Origin of the sequence: Stenotrophomonas sp. NPDC047960, from assembly GCF_043204395.1 — a bacterium.
Lineage (GTDB): Bacteria > Pseudomonadota > Gammaproteobacteria > Xanthomonadales > Xanthomonadaceae > Stenotrophomonas.
In genome coordinates this window covers 249,755-263,616 of sequence record NZ_JBIDBX010000008.1, presented here as the reverse complement: position 1 = coordinate 263,616, position 13,862 = coordinate 249,755, and the positions used below count along the sequence as shown (strand labels likewise).

At 69.3% G+C, this 13,862-nt stretch carries 13 protein-coding genes; 5 read left to right on the top strand and 8 right to left on the bottom strand.

Going from position 1 to position 13,862, the window contains the following annotated elements:
* Positions 1-15: 15 nt before the first annotated feature.
* Genes ACGFZ3_RS17705 through ACGFZ3_RS17695 form a run of 3 tightly spaced genes read left to right on the top strand, consistent with a single transcriptional unit; the run spans position 16 to position 3,027 of the window.
* Positions 16-813, top strand: coding sequence for an OmpA family protein (locus ACGFZ3_RS17705; protein WP_392924165.1), 798 nt, complete (start codon positions 16-18; stop codon positions 811-813).
* Between the two features lie 41 nt (positions 814-854).
* Positions 855-2,135, top strand: coding sequence for a DUF3300 domain-containing protein (locus tag ACGFZ3_RS17700; RefSeq protein ID WP_392924162.1), 1,281 nt, complete (start codon positions 855-857; stop codon positions 2,133-2,135).
* Between the two features lie 13 nt (positions 2,136-2,148).
* Complete coding sequence (locus tag ACGFZ3_RS17695) at positions 2,149-3,027, top strand: DUF2950 domain-containing protein (RefSeq protein WP_392924159.1); 879 nt, start codon at positions 2,149-2,151, stop codon at positions 3,025-3,027.
* On the opposite strand, the gene ACGFZ3_RS17690 is transcribed toward ACGFZ3_RS17695, so the two are convergent.
* The 8 genes from ACGFZ3_RS17690 to ACGFZ3_RS17655 all read right to left on the bottom strand — a co-directional run bounded on the left by ACGFZ3_RS17690 (position 3,024) and on the right by ACGFZ3_RS17655 (position 10,787).
* Positions 3,024-4,553 carry a mechanosensitive ion channel family protein gene (locus tag ACGFZ3_RS17690; RefSeq protein ID WP_392924157.1) on the bottom strand — a complete coding sequence of 510 codons (1,530 nt, stop codon included), beginning with the start codon at positions 4,551-4,553 and terminating at the stop codon, positions 3,024-3,026. The genes ACGFZ3_RS17695 and ACGFZ3_RS17690 overlap by 4 nt on opposite strands.
* 68 nt (positions 4,554-4,621) lie before the next feature.
* Complete coding sequence (locus tag ACGFZ3_RS17685; RefSeq protein WP_392924154.1) at positions 4,622-5,434, bottom strand: hypothetical protein; 813 nt, start codon at positions 5,432-5,434, stop codon at positions 4,622-4,624.
* A gap of 25 nt (positions 5,435-5,459) precedes the next feature.
* A complete protein-coding gene (locus ACGFZ3_RS17680; RefSeq protein ID WP_392924152.1) occupies positions 5,460-6,122 on the bottom strand; it encodes a potassium channel family protein in 663 nt (220 codons plus the stop codon).
* A gap of 6 nt (positions 6,123-6,128) precedes the next feature.
* On the bottom strand, positions 6,129-7,184 hold the full coding sequence (gene cax, locus ACGFZ3_RS17675) for a calcium/proton exchanger (RefSeq protein ID WP_392924149.1): 1,056 nt from the start codon (positions 7,182-7,184) through the stop codon (positions 6,129-6,131).
* A 6-nt stretch (positions 7,185-7,190) separates the two neighbouring features.
* The gene (locus ACGFZ3_RS17670) at positions 7,191-8,639 is read right to left on the bottom strand and encodes an efflux transporter outer membrane subunit (protein ID WP_392924146.1); all 1,449 of its coding nucleotides are present in this window, start codon (positions 8,637-8,639) and stop codon (positions 7,191-7,193) included.
* 1 nt (position 8,640) lies between these two features.
* A complete protein-coding gene (locus tag ACGFZ3_RS17665; protein ID WP_392924144.1) occupies positions 8,641-9,822 on the bottom strand; it encodes an HlyD family secretion protein in 1,182 nt (393 codons plus the stop codon).
* A gap of 3 nt (positions 9,823-9,825) precedes the next feature.
* The gene (locus ACGFZ3_RS17660; protein WP_392924141.1) at positions 9,826-10,371 is read right to left on the bottom strand and encodes a DUF3302 domain-containing protein; all 546 of its coding nucleotides are present in this window, start codon (positions 10,369-10,371) and stop codon (positions 9,826-9,828) included.
* Positions 10,368-10,787, bottom strand: a complete 420-nt coding sequence (locus ACGFZ3_RS17655) for a response regulator transcription factor (RefSeq protein ID WP_392924137.1) — start codon at positions 10,785-10,787, stop codon at positions 10,368-10,370. Before ACGFZ3_RS17655 ends, ACGFZ3_RS17660 begins: the two co-directional genes overlap by 4 nt.
* 167 nt (positions 10,788-10,954) lie before the next feature.
* Here ACGFZ3_RS17655 and ACGFZ3_RS17650 point away from each other — a divergent pair, with 167 nt between their 5' ends.
* Both ACGFZ3_RS17650 and ACGFZ3_RS17645 read left to right on the top strand, forming a co-directional pair.
* Complete coding sequence (locus tag ACGFZ3_RS17650) at positions 10,955-11,506, top strand: DUF4136 domain-containing protein (RefSeq protein WP_392924134.1); 552 nt, start codon at positions 10,955-10,957, stop codon at positions 11,504-11,506.
* A 97-nt stretch (positions 11,507-11,603) separates the two neighbouring features.
* The gene (locus tag ACGFZ3_RS17645; protein ID WP_392924131.1) at positions 11,604-13,862 is read left to right on the top strand and encodes a patatin-like phospholipase family protein; all 2,259 of its coding nucleotides are present in this window, start codon (positions 11,604-11,606) and stop codon (positions 13,860-13,862) included.

Below are 13,862 nucleotides of genomic sequence, written 5' to 3'. Positions count from 1 at the left end.
TCCTGGAGCTGCCCCATGTCCACGCGCCCTTTGTTCCGCGCCGCCGCCCGCCTGCTGCTGGTGCTGGCCGGCTTCACCGCCCTGGCCGCCTTGGCCGCCGATCCGGGCAGGACCAAGCTCAAGGGCGTGATCACCGCCGTGCAGGGCAACACCATCACCGTGGTGGACCAGACCCGCACGGCACACACCGTGCAGGTGTCGGCCGACACGGTCTACAAGAAGACCAAGGGGTTGACCAACGTCATCCATGAAAAGACCGACGCCAGCGTTCTGGCGGCGGGCCTGCCGGTCACGGTCGAAGGCAGCGCCGCAGGCGATGCGCTGGCCGCGCGCGAAATCAGCTTCCGCTCCGAGGACCTGCGCACCACCCGGCAGATCCAGGCCGGCATGGCGCCGACCACGGCGGAAGTCGGTGCGATGAACCAGCGCATGGACGAGTTCGGTACGTACGAGCAGCTGGATGCAGCGGAAGTGACCTTCGACTCGGGCAGCGCCAAGCTGTCGGCCAAGGCGCGCGGCGACCTGGACGCATTCGCCGCGAAGGCCAAGCAGACCCACAACTACGCCGTGGTGCTGCAGGGCTTCACCGATGCCACCGGCAACGCCGCCGCCAACCAGCGCCTGAGCACCCAGCGTGCCGCGGCGGTGGCCAACTACCTGCAGCAGAATGCCGGCCTGGCACCGGGCCGGGTCCGCGCCGGCGACGGCATGGGCGTGGCACCGGATGCCGGCAGCGGCAGCAACGGCGCGGCGCGCAAGGTGGTGGCCAAGCTGGTGGTGGACAAGGGCGTACAGGCGGGCGTCAAACCCTGAACCCTGGCCGCAGGCGCACGGCGCATTGAAGTGGAGGTTGCATGCACACCTACCTGACATGGGCACGGCTTCCCACGCTGGTGCTGGCGCTGGCCTGCTCGGCGGTGGCGGTGGATCCCGTCGTCGCTGCCGTACCGGCGCCCGCCAAGGCAGCGGTGGGCCAGGGCACGTTCACCCGCGAACAGCTGGACCAGATGCTCGCCCCGGTGGCGCTGTATCCCGACGCGTTGCTGGCGCAGGTGCTGATGGCCTCCAGCTATCCCGGCGATGTCACCGACGCGGTGGCGTGGTCCAAGGCGCATCCGGATGCCAAGGGCGAAGACGCCGTGCGCCAGGTGGCCAACCAGGCGTGGGATCCCAGCGTGCAGTCGCTGGTTGCGTTCCCGCAGCTGCTGGCGGTGCTGGGGCAGGACCCGGCCTGGGTGCAGAAAATGGGCGATGCGTTCCTGGCCCAGCCGGACGCCGTGATGGACTCGGTGCAACGCCTGCGTCGGCAGGCGCAGAGCGCCGGCAACCTGGACTCCAACCAGCAGCAGAAGGTGAGCACCCAGCCTGCGGCAGCGTCGGCGCCGCAGACCATCGTGATCGAGTCGGCCGACCCGCAGGTGGTCTACGTGCCCAGCTACAACCCCGGCGTGGTGTATGGCAGCTGGGCCTACCCGGCCTACCCGCCGTACTACTACCCACCTCCGCCGTACTACTATCCTGGCGGTGCGCTGCTCAGTTTCGGCATCGGCGTGGCCGTAGGCGGTGCGCTGTGGGGCGACCTGGACTGGGGGCACGGCGATATCGATATCGACGTGAACCGTTACAACGAGTTCAACAGCAACCGCCAGATCAACCGCAACGACAGCAAGTGGAAGCACAATGCGGCCAACCGCGACGGCGTGCCCTACCGTGACGGTGCCACCCGCGAACGCTTCGACGGGGCGCGCGACAGTGCGGCGCAGCGGCAGGACTATCGAGGTCGTGATGATGCACGGGCGGCCGAGCGCGACCGCGCGCGCCAGTCGATGGAACGCCGCGGATTCGATACGCCCGCCACCACCAACCGTGAGGCGCGTAACCGCGCCGGCGCGTCGCAGCGTGAGCTGGGACAGCGCAGCAACCAGGGCGGCGCCGGCCACGGCCGCCCGCCCGGCAGCCATCCGGAGAATGCATTCAGTGGTGCGCGCAATCCCGGCCAGTCGCTGGGCGATGCCAACCGCGGGCATCGCAGCGTGCAGAGTTCGCAGCGTCCCGCCGGCGCACGCCCGCAGGGCCGGCCGATGAATCGGCCCGCCGCTCCGCGCGGCGGCGGTGGCGGCGGTCGTCGCCGTTGATCGGAGATCTGCCATGACCCTTCGTCTTTCCCTATTGAGCGTGGCCTGCCTGCTGCTGGCCGCGCCCACCCAGGCGCAACAGGCCTACCCCAGCGCCGCCGCTGCCGCTGATGCCCTGGTGACGGCGCTGGAAGTGCGTGACACGCAGCCCGAGCAGGTTTCGGTGGTGCTGGGTGCCGACTGGGAGGACTACGTGCCGCGCGACGATATCGAGCGCAAGGACGTGGACACCTTCGTCAGCCAGTACCAGCGCAGGCATGCGATACAGCCGGTCGATGCCAGCCATGCGCTGGTCAGCGTGGGCGACGAAGGCTGGACCTTGCCGGTGCCACTGGTGAAACAGGGCGCCGGCTGGGCCTTCGACCTGGCGGCGGCGGCGCCGGAGCTGCGTGCGCGCCGGATCGGGCGCAACGAGCGCGAAGCAGTGCAGGCCGTGCTGGCCTACCATGACGCCCAGCGCGAATACGCGCGCGGTGACCGCAACAACGACACGCTGCCCGAGTACGCGGCCCGGCTGCGCAGCAGTCCCGGCACGCATGACGGCTTGTACTGGCCGGCCGATGCCGGTGGCGAGAGCCCGCTGGGGCCGTTGTTCGGCGGCGAGACGCCGGACGATGAGTGGCATGGCTACCACTACCGGATCCTGCAGGGGCAGGGTCCCTCTGCACCGCGAGGGGCTTACCCTTACACGGTGGCCGGTGCCATGACCCGCGGCTTCGCGCTGGTGGCCTGGCCGGCGCGTTACGGCGACAGCGGCGTGATGAGCTTCACCATCAGCCATGCCGGCCAGGTCTACGAAAAGGACCTGGGGCCGGACACCGACCGCGAAGCCCGCGCCATGACCCTGTTCGATCCGGACAGCAGCTGGACGCGGGTCGATACCGAAAATTAGGTTTCGTCGTTGGCCGGTGCCGGACGTCCCTCCCAGTACGCCTTCGGCACCACCTTGGCCTGCTCCGGGTCGCCTTCGTAATTGGGCGACATGATCTGCACCCCTGCGGCATTGAATGCGTCCTGGATCTGCGCGTGCAGAGCGCTGCGTACCTGCCACCTGCGCTCGACCTCGATCACGCGCACGCGCAGCACGTAGCGCACCGCGACGTCGCCCAGTTCGGACTGCACCACGTGCGGCGCTGGATCGGCCAGTACCCCGTCAGTGGCCGCCGCGGCCTGCAGCAGCAGGCGGTGCACCTGCCGCCACGGTGCGTCGTAGCCGATGGTGAGCGCACTTTCCAGCCACAGGCCCGGCCCCTGCGGATCGCGCGAGTAGTTGCGCAGCTCGCCGGCCAGCACCACGTTGTTGGGGATGCTGACTTCCACCCCTAACGGCGTGCGCAGGCGGGTGGTGAACAAGCCGATCTGCAGTGCCACGCCTTCGGTGTCGCCCACGCGCACGACATCGCCGACCATCAGGGTGCGTGAGTACAGCAGGGTGAAGCCACTGGCCGCCTGCCCAACGATGCTGGACGCACCCAACGACACCATCAGGCCGACGAACACGCTCAGCCCCTTGAACGCGTCGGTCTCGGCACCGGGCAGGTAGGGGTAGGCCATTGCCAGCGCGAACAGCCAGATCACCACGGTGATGATCCGGCGGGTCGGTTCGGCCAGCGGTTGGTCGATGCCCACGAACTGGAAGCGACCGCTGGCCACCCCGTCGAACACGATGCGGACCGCCTGCACCACCAGCCGTGCGGCCAGGAAGATCAGCGCGGCCGTGAACAGGTCGGGCAGTGCCTCCACCACGCCGCGACCAAAGCGGCCGAACCGTTCGGCGATCCAGCCGCCCATCGCCGCCGACCACGGCTGGGTGTAGGGGAAACGACTGAACACGAAGCGCAGCCATTCCTCCAGCACCACCAGCACCACCAGCCAGCCCACCAGCCGCCCCAGGCTGCGCGCACTGGTCACCAGCCCCAGCAGCAGCTGCCGCGCCGAAACGCTGCGCAGCAGCTGCACGCGCTGCTGGACCCAGCCATCCACCCGTCGGCGCATGCGCCGGCTGCACCAGCGCAGCCCCCACAGCACGACCACCGCGATGACGGTGGCCAGCAGTGCCCACGCGGCACCGGCCAGCAGGCGTTGCGGCAGGCGTGCCTGTTCTGCGGCCACCAGCGCCTGCTGCATCCGGGCCACGGTGCGATCGCGCAGTTCAGGCAGGGTTTCGTTGCCCAGCGCGTTGCAGTCGGCCGGTATCAGCACGGTGACCAGCTGCCCGCCGGCCAGGATCACCACGCCCTGCGGCACCGGCTGGGTCTGCAGGGTTGCCTGGCCAGGCAGATCGACGATGCGGGCCAGGTTGGCTTCCGTGGCGCGCGCGCGCATCTCCGGCGGGTTGCCGTACAGCGCTGCGCGGAAGGTCACCAGGTCGCGGTTGAACCAGCGCGCCGTGGCCGGGGTGGGCACAGCGCCCGCCATGAGCGCCCAGGCCAGCAGCCCGGTCGCGCACGCACAGCGCAACAAAAGCCGAAGCACGGGCATGGCGATCAGAACCGGTAGATCACACCGACCCGCACGCCGCTGTCGACGAAGCGCAGGTTGCCATCCAGGCGCGAGGCATCCACGTCTGCTTCGATGCGGCGCACCGTGTAGTCAAGCGAGAACCCCCAGTTGTCCCACGGGAAGTACTCCACGCCGCCGCGACCGAAGGTGACGTCCGCATCGACGTCATTGAGGCTGGCGCTGAAATATCCCGCGTCGGCGCTCAGGCGCCAGTGCTCGCCAGGTGCCCAGCGCCAGCTGCCGCCGATCGTGGGCGCCGGCAGGTCGGCGTTGACGTCGTTGCCCGCGCGGGCATTGATGGGGTTGCCGTTGACATCGGCGGTGGCGCTCAGGTCCAGGTCCATCTGGTACCAGATCAGGCCCACGCGCGGACCCAGGGCCCAGCGCTCGTCGCCCCAGGCCCACCACGTGTAGTAGCCCTCGTAGGCGTCCAGGTCCAACTTGGCGCGGATTCGGGTATGGGTGGCGTAGTGCTGGCCGTTGAAGTCGATGTCGCGTTCGGTGTTGCGCTCGGCATCGGCGCTGTCGCGGTACCAGGACAGGCCGAACTCATGCTTTTCCCAGGGGCGCCAGCTCAGCGCGATCACCCCGATGGCGTTGTTGTTGTCCAGGCCCAGGTCGCGGTTGAGGTCGATGCGCGTACCTTGGCCGGTCTGGCCGTCGGCGCGCACTTTCGTATCGAAATCGGTGATGTAGCCACCGACGCGGACGCTGAAGGTATCCAGCGGTTCAACCGCCCAACACGGGGAACTGGTGAGCAGCAGGAGGAACGAGGGCAGCAGGTACAGACGTTTCATGACGGGCTCCCGGGTGTGCGATGGGTCAGGGGGATCGATCGGTACTGCGCAGGCCCACCAGGCGCGCGACCAGCAGCGCCAGGTAAAGCTGGCCGGCAATCGCTTCCAGCGTGGCCAGCCCGCGCGCAACCTGGCTGACCGGGGTGATGTCGCCGTAGCCGAGCGTGGCCAGGGTGACGAAGCTGAAATACATCGAGGTGCCAATGCCCAGGCCATGCGCCGTGCCCTGGCCGCCCACCGCCATGGAGCCAGGTGAAATCGCCGACAGCGCGGCGAACACCACGCCGCCACACACGCCCAGCAGCAGGTAGGCGCTCAACGCGGCGGCCAGATGCTCGGTGCGCACGCGGTGGCTGGACAACGAAAAGCGCACGGCGTGCCAGGCGGCGATGGTGGCGAGCGCGCCCCACAACACCGCGCCGGCCATGGCGAGCGCGCCGCCGGCGTCGCTGGCCCACCAGCGCAGCAGCTGGGCGACCAGCACCAGCACCAGCAGCACGTGGCGCTGCAGGCGCTGCCCGATCGGAAACAGCGCGGCCAGCAGGCTGGCGCACAGCAGCAGTTCCATCAGCCGGTGGCCGAACGACATCGCCTCCAGCAACGGGCCCAGGGTCACCGTCACCAGCAGCGCACCGAACAGGAAGGTGTAGCGATGGCGGTGGATCAGCAGGGCGGGCGAGGGGCGCATGCGCGATCATGTTCCCGCGTCCGGCACGAACCAGAACAGCGTGGCCAGGATCACGTACAGCCCAAGCAGCTGTACCCCACGCAGCCAGTCCGCGCGACCATCGCTGGCCACCTGCCCGGTGATGATCACTGCCACCAGCACGCTCAGCACCAGGCCGGGGCCGAATTCCAGGCTCATCGGCTGCGGACCGATCACGTAACTGAGCAGCACCAGCAGCGGCGCGACCAGCAGCGCCAGCTGCACGCCCGACCCCAGCGCGATGGACAGGCTCAGGCTCATCTGGTTGCGGCGCGCAGCCACCAGCGCGGTGGCCTGTTCGGCCGCGCCGCCGATCACGGCCAGCACGAACACGCCGGTGAACGCATCGGAGAATCCCAGCTGCTGGCTGGCCGGCTCCACCACGCCGACCAGGATCTCGCTCATCCAGATGATGCCGATGCTGGTGCAGGCCAACAGCAGCAGGGCGCGGGTGTTGGACAGGCTGGCATCGTGGCCGTGGCCGGCGGCGGGCTCGCCGCCCTCGCTTACCGCGTTGCGCAGGGTGAACACCACCGTGGCCAGGTACACCAGCAGCAGCAGCACCGAGAGCACCAGGCTGATCGACTGCAGCGCGGCGTCGGCTTCGGGCACCACCGCGCGGTACGACGCCGGCAGGATCAGGGTGATCACCGCCAGGGTCAGCATGGTGGCCTGCATGCGGGCATTGGCGGCGTCGTAGCGCTGCTGGCCGTGGCGCAACCCGCCCAACACCATCGACAGCCCGAGCACGAACAGGATGTTGCCGATGATGGTGCCGGCGATGGAAGCCTTGACCATGCCGTGCAGCCCGGCGCGCAGCGCGGCCAGCGCGATGATGAATTCGGCGGCGTTGCCGAAGGTGGCGTTGAGCAGGCCGCCGATGCTGGGCCCGAGCCGCGCGGCCAGCGCGCCGGTGGCACGCGACATCAGCGCCGCCAGCGGCACGATCGCCAGCGCGGTGGCGCCGAAGACCAGCAGGGCGTTGCCCGGCAGCAGGTAGTGCAGCGCGATCGCCAGCGGTACCAGCAGCAGCATCCAGTACATGCGCACTTACTCCGGGGAGGGGGAGGGCGGGCTGCCAGGCGCCGCGGCGTCTGCCGTGGCGTAGTCGCCGCCCAGGGCCAGGTACAGATCCACGCGCCGGCTCAGCCGTTCGCGGCGCACGCCCAGCAGCGCCGAGCGGGCGGCCAGCGCCTGCATTTCCTGGGTGGCCACCGCGCGGTGGTCGGCCCGGCCGATGCGTTCGGAATCGCGCACCTGCAGTACTACCTGTTCGTTGTTGGCCAGCACCTGCCCGAGCAGCTGTTCGCGCTCGGCCAGCACGCGTTCGGCGGTCAGCGCGTCTTCCACCTCGCCCAGCGCCAGCAACGCGCGCCGCGCATAGTCGGCCACCGCCTGCTTCTGCTCGGCCGAACGCAGCTGCACCTGGCCGCTGAGCGCACCGCCGGTATAGAGCGGCATGATGCCGGTGGCCGAAACGCTGGAGGTGGTCTGTTCCAGATCGTCACGGGTGCGCACGGCGGCATTGCTGAGCCGTCCGTAGCCGGCCGACAGCGACAGCGTGGGCAGCATCGCCGCGCGCGCCTCGCCAACCCGGTCGAAGGCGGCTGCCACGCGGCGCTCGGCGGCATACAGGTCCGGCCGCCGGTTGAGCACATCAATGGGCATGCCGGCCGGCACGTCGCCGGGCAGCGCGGTGAGCGCGGCCGGCGCGGCCAGCGTCGCGCCAGGGTAGCGGCCCAGCAGGATCTCCAGCGCGCGGCTGGCGCTGTGGGTGGCCAGGTCGGCCTGCTGGCGGGCATCCAGGTAGCTGGCGGCGCTGGCGCGCGCGGCCAGAGTTTCGTTGGAACTGCCCGCGCCAACCCGTTCGCGCTGTTCGGCCAGGCGGACCAGCTGCTCGCCGCTGCCGGCCATCTGCCCGGCGATGTCGTACTGCAGGCGTGCTTCGGTCACCGTGAACCATGCGCGGGCGACGCTGGCCGCCAGCGATTGCTGCGCATAACGGTAGTCGGCGTTCTGCGCATCACTGGCGGCCATGGCGGCATTGCGGGCGTAACGCAGGCGCCCCCACAGATCGATCTCCCAGCTCAGGCGCAGCATCAACCCGCTCAGCAGCGGCACCAGGTCGGCGATCGGTTTGGAGCCGCCGCGGCCGATCAAGCCGATGGCGGGGCGCAGCTGGGCCTGGGCGATATCGACCTGGGCATTGGCCTGTTCGACCCGCGCCGCGGCAATCAGCAGGTCCGGATTCCGGGCCAGCGCTTCGTGCACCAGGGCGCTCAGCTGCGGGTCGGCAAACGCATCGAGCCAGCCGCGGTCGACCTGGGCCTGGCTGGCGGGCGCCGACCAGTTCGGCGGAATGGCCACCGTGCCCAGCGCATCCGCGCGGATCTGCTTGCTGCCCGGTTCCGGAGCGGTGGCGCAGCCGGCCAGCGCGAGGGCCAGCGCCAGCAGCAGCGGGCGGGGCGGGGCACGACGGCGGCGGCGCGGTGCGGTCATGTCAGTGCAGCTTCAGGACCAGCCAATCCAGCTTGCTGCCCACGCGCAGGATCACCCGCCGCACGATGTGGATCAGCGTGCCGTGCTCGGTGTAGATCGCGCCCTGGCCCTGCGCGCCCATGGCGATGAACACATCGCGGTCGCGCCCGTCCGGGCGCAGCCGCACCGCGATCCGCCCCGGCGGCAGCGGGCTGGTACCGGTCTGCGGAATCATGCCGCTGATAGGCAGCTGGCCGGTGCCGGATGCCCACACCACCGAATCGACCCGGCACTTGATGATGCGGTTGGGATACACCTTCAGCGCGATTTCCGCTTCGTTGCCGGGCGCCACGTTGCCCAGTTCGTTCTGCGAGAACATCGCCAGGATCCATTGCTCGCGCTCGACAAAGGTCATCACCGGGGTCAAAGGCAGGCTGGCGGCGTAAGAGCCTTCGCGCAGCTGCAGGTTGATCACGCTGCCATCGGCCGGCGCGCGCACCACGGTCTGCTCCAGCTGCCAGCGTGCTTCCACGATCTGCGCCTGCAGCTGGACCATGCCGGCCTGGGCCTGCGCCACCTCGGAGAGTTCGCCGTCGCGGGTCTGTGCGGACAGTTTCTGCTGCACCTGCGCCATCTGCGCGGTGGTGGACACCAGGTCCGAGCGCAGGCTGGCCGCTTCGGTCTGCGCCTGTTCATGTTCGAAGCGGCTGCCTGCACCGGTGCTGGCCAGCTCACCGGTCTGGCGTTGGCGGCGTTCGGCCAGCTGCAGGCGCACGGCCAGCGCCTCGCGGGTGGCGCGCGCGCCGCGCAGCTGTTCGCCCAGTTCGCGCTGGTAGGCATCGGCACTGTCCACTTTTGCCGACAGTTCGGGCAGCTTCGCTTCCAGCGCCGCCAGTTGCTGCTGGTAGGGCACCGGGTCGATGCGGAACAGCACCTCGCCCTTGCGCACCGGGCGGTTGGCTTCCACCGGCACCTCGATCACCCGTCCGGTGACGCGCGGGACCACCTGCACCACGTAGTTGATCGCACGCACGTCCGACGAGGAGGGCGCCACCACGTTCAGGACCAGGATCAGCGCGGTCATCGCGAAGATCGGCAATGAGACCACCACCACCTGTGACACGAAGTTCCACGGCAGCCATTTGAACTTGAAGAAGATCAGCCAGACGAAGAAGGAATAGATGAGCAGCAGGATGACTTCCATGGTTCACTCCTCCGCCCGCGTCGACGGGCCCGGGTGCAGCCGTTCCATGTCCGCCAGGCGCCGCTCGAGGGCATCGACCCGCTGCTGCCACGCAGAGGCGTCCACGGGGGTGGGCAGGTCCGGCTCGACCGACTCCGCCCGGGCATCGTGCAGGGGCGCCAGCGCGGCGTCGCCGTGGCCGTGGTCGACCTGGTCGGTGCCGTAGGCCAGCTTGTGCAGCACCGGGCGGGTATAGGCCCACAGCCATGCCAACGGCCACAACAGGCCACCGAACAGCAGTGACAGCAGGCACAGGGTCTTGATCGCATCGAGCTGCGGGTGGTGGCGCTTGTGGGCGATCTTTTCGGGCAGGATGTGCACCATCCAGAACACCGCGATCAACACCACCGGCACCACCACCAGGGCCAGCCAGGCGATCACGTTGGCCGCCGTATCCAGCGCCTCGCCACTGAGGAAGGAGGCGTGCGCATCGGGCGCTGCACCGAGCAGCAGGGCGGGCGGCAGCCACGCGGCGGCGGAAGCAGCGGCGGAACAGCGGGGACGGTTCATGGGGACTCCGGCCGACCATGCGGGGAGGAGGAGTGTTGTCGCGCGCAGCGCTCGATCGCCGCCTGCGTGGCGTTGATCAGCGCATCGCCGTCCACCGGCTTGCGCAGGTATGCGTCGGCGCCTCCGGCCAGCGCCTGGTGGCGGCTGGCGGTACTGTCGTCGGCGCTCAGCACCACCACCGGAATGGTCAGCTGCTGGGCGCGCAGCGACGCCTGTACCTCGAAACCGCTGGGACCGGGCATGCGCAGGTCCAGCACCACGCAGTCGGGCAGGCTGGTTGCGGCATGGCGCAGGAACTCCGACCCCGATTCGTAGGCCAGCACGTCGTACCCGGCCGAGCGAAGCAACCGGCGCAGTGCAAGCCGCACGTCGTCTTCGTCGTCGACCACCGCAACCACTGGCGCTCGCTTGGTCATTGGGGGTGAAGATCGCCTGTGCTGGACCGGGCCAGCAATTGGCCCTTGGCCCCATGCCGGTGCGGCAACCCGTAGTTTTGCTGGCTGGACTGCGTAGTTATGCGGATGACCACGCGTGGGCCACAAGCTAGGCTGGAAGCCAGATCACTGCCCGGGAGTGTCGCGTGATGAAAGCCTTTGCAATTGCGGTCCTCGCCACCTCGCTGGTGGCCTGTGCCACTACGCCAACCGTTCACACCGACTTCGATCCGGGGGCGAACTTCGCCTCGTTCAAGACCTACAGCTGGGCAATGAAGCCGCAGGGCGGTTCCCCGCTGATCACCCAGCGCATCGTGGACGGCATTGATTCACGGCTGGCGGCGCGGGGCTGGCGGCAGACCCCCAGCGACGGTGACGTCGCCCTGGCCGCGCATATCGTGACCAGCCAACGGCAGACCCTGGACACCTTCTACACCGGCAGCAACATGGGCGGCTGGGGCTGGCGCGGGGGCGGCTGGGGCGGTGGCATGGGCATGGGCAGCGCGACCACGACTGTCCGCACCTACGAGGTGGGCACGCTGGTGGTGGACATGTTCGACGCGCGCAGCAAGCAGGCGGTCTGGCGTGGCACGGCCAGCGCCACGGTGCCAAGCTCGCCTGAGCGGGCCAACGCGGCGGTGGAAGCAGGCTTGGACAAGCTGTTTGCCGCTTTCCCGCCGGGTAGTGCGCCGGCCCGATGAACCGCTGACGGCACACGACGTTTCACCGCGCGGCGCCGCACCGGGGCCCATCCCTCCCACCGGCCCGGCGCCGCGCACCTTATCGAGGTGGCTCTTGGTGATTCCCACGCCTGCGGGCATGTGCCTGCTGTTGGCCGGCTTGCTTGCGCCTGGCGCCGCCCTTGCCTTCGGGCCGGCCGCGACGCTGGACGGCACGCAGTGTGGACACCGCGACAGCGGCGACCCGCGTCCGCGGATCGGGGTGGCGCTGGGCGGCGGTGGCGCGCGCGGTATCGCCCATGTGCGCATCCTGCGCCAGCTCGAAGCCCTGCACATCCCGGTGGACTGCATTGCCGGCACCAGCGCGGGTGCACTGGTGGGTGCCCTGTATGCCTCCGGGAAATCGCCCGACGAGATCGAACAGGTGGTCCTGGGTACGCAGTGGATGGCGATGTTCAGCGACACCCTGCCGCGCCGCGAGCGCTCGCTGCAGCGCAAGGCCGATGACTACGAACAGCTGGCGCCGATCGGGATCGGGCTGGGTGGCGAAGGCAAGCGGGTGCAGCTGTCGGCGGGCATGTCGCAGGGCGAACGCCTGATCGCGCTGTTCGAGACCGCCACGGGTGGCAGCCGGGTCACCGGCAACTTCGACGACCTGTCCATTCCCTTCCGTGCCATCGCCACCGACCTGAACACCGGCGAGGCGGTCGTGCTCGATCACGGCAGCCTGCCGATGGCGATGCGCGCCAGCATGTCGCTGCCCGGTATCTTCCGGCCGGTCACCCTTGATGGACGCGTGCTGCTCGATGGCGGTGTCTCCAACCAGGTGCCGATCGACGTGGTGCGCGCGATGGGCGCGGACCGGGTGATCGCGGTGGATGTGGGTACCCCGCTCAGCGCGCTGGACCGTGATGCCAGCCTGGTGGACGTGATCGGCCAGCTCAGCGGCTTCCTGACCACCCGCAACGCGCAACGGCAGCTGGACACGCTGGGCCCGCAGGACATGCTGATCGCCCCGGCGCTGACCGGCAAGGTGGCCACCGGCGACTTCGACAAAGCCCCCGAAGCGTTGGCCATCGGCCAGCAGGCCGCGGAGCAGGCCGCGCCGGCGCTGCGTGCGTTTTCGCAGCCTGCGCCGGTGTACCAGCGCTGGCATGCCAGCCGCGAAACCCGTGCGGCCCGCGCGGCGCCGGCGCCCATCGCGTTCATCGAGATACGCAACCATACCGGCTACGCCGACGAGCTGCTGCTGTCCTACCTGCCGGTGGAAATCGGCAAGCCGCTGGACAGCAGGGCCATGCAGGAAGGCGTGCTGAAGGCCTATGGCATGGATACCCTGGCCAGCATCAGCTATGCGCAGGAGCGCCGCGATGGCCAGGTCGGGGTGGTGATCACCGCTTACGAAAAACCCAATGGGCCGGCGTACCTGGAAGCGGGCTGGACGCTCAGCAACGATCTCGACGGCAATCACGAAAGCAACCTGCGCGCGGGCCTGCTGTTCGCGCCCCTGTCGCCGTATGGCGCCGAGGCGCGGATAACCCTGCAGGCAGGTAGTGAGCCGGCGATCAAGGGCAGTTACTACCATCCTTTTGACGTGCGCAACCGCTACGCCTTCGACGCCGTGGGCGGCTACGAAACGCGCAGCTTCAACGTGTTCGACCAGGCCGGCAACAAGACCGCGCGCTACCGAACGCGTCGCACCGGGGCGGGCGTGGACCTGGTGCGCAATGTATCCAACGTGCTCTCTGTGCGCGCTGGTATCGAGCGCTATACCGGCAGTGCGCGGATGGACATCGGCTCGCCGTCGGTGCCCCGGACGGACTTCGACGAAGGCGCGCTGACCGCCCGCATCACCTACGACAACATCGACAGCCTTTACTTCCCGCGCGACGGGTTGCTTGCCGGCTTGGGCACCTACCAGTCGCGCGAGAGCCTGGGGGCGGATTCGCGGTTCGGCCAGATCGACCTGGACGCGGTGGGGGCGTTCCCATTCGGGCGCAGCGCGGTGCAGCTGGGCCTGCGCTACCACGTGACCTCGTCGGGCACTGCGCCGGTGCAGAGCATCTACCGGCTGGGCGGGCGCTGGCGGTTGGCCGGTTTCCAGCAGAACCAGCTGACCGGCCAGGACTATGCGCTGGGTTTTGCCGGCTACACCTATGAGCTGGGCAAGGTGCTGGGGCGGTCGGCACAGGTGGGCGGCACGGTGGAGTACGGCAATGCGTGGCAGCGCCGGTCGGACATGTCACTCAGCGATGGAATATGGAACGGCAGCCTGTTCCTGGGCTTCGATTCGTGGATCGGGCCGCTGATCTTCGGTTTGGGCATGCGCGAAGGTGGGCATCGGGTGGTGTTCATCGAGCTGGGGCAGTCGCTGTAG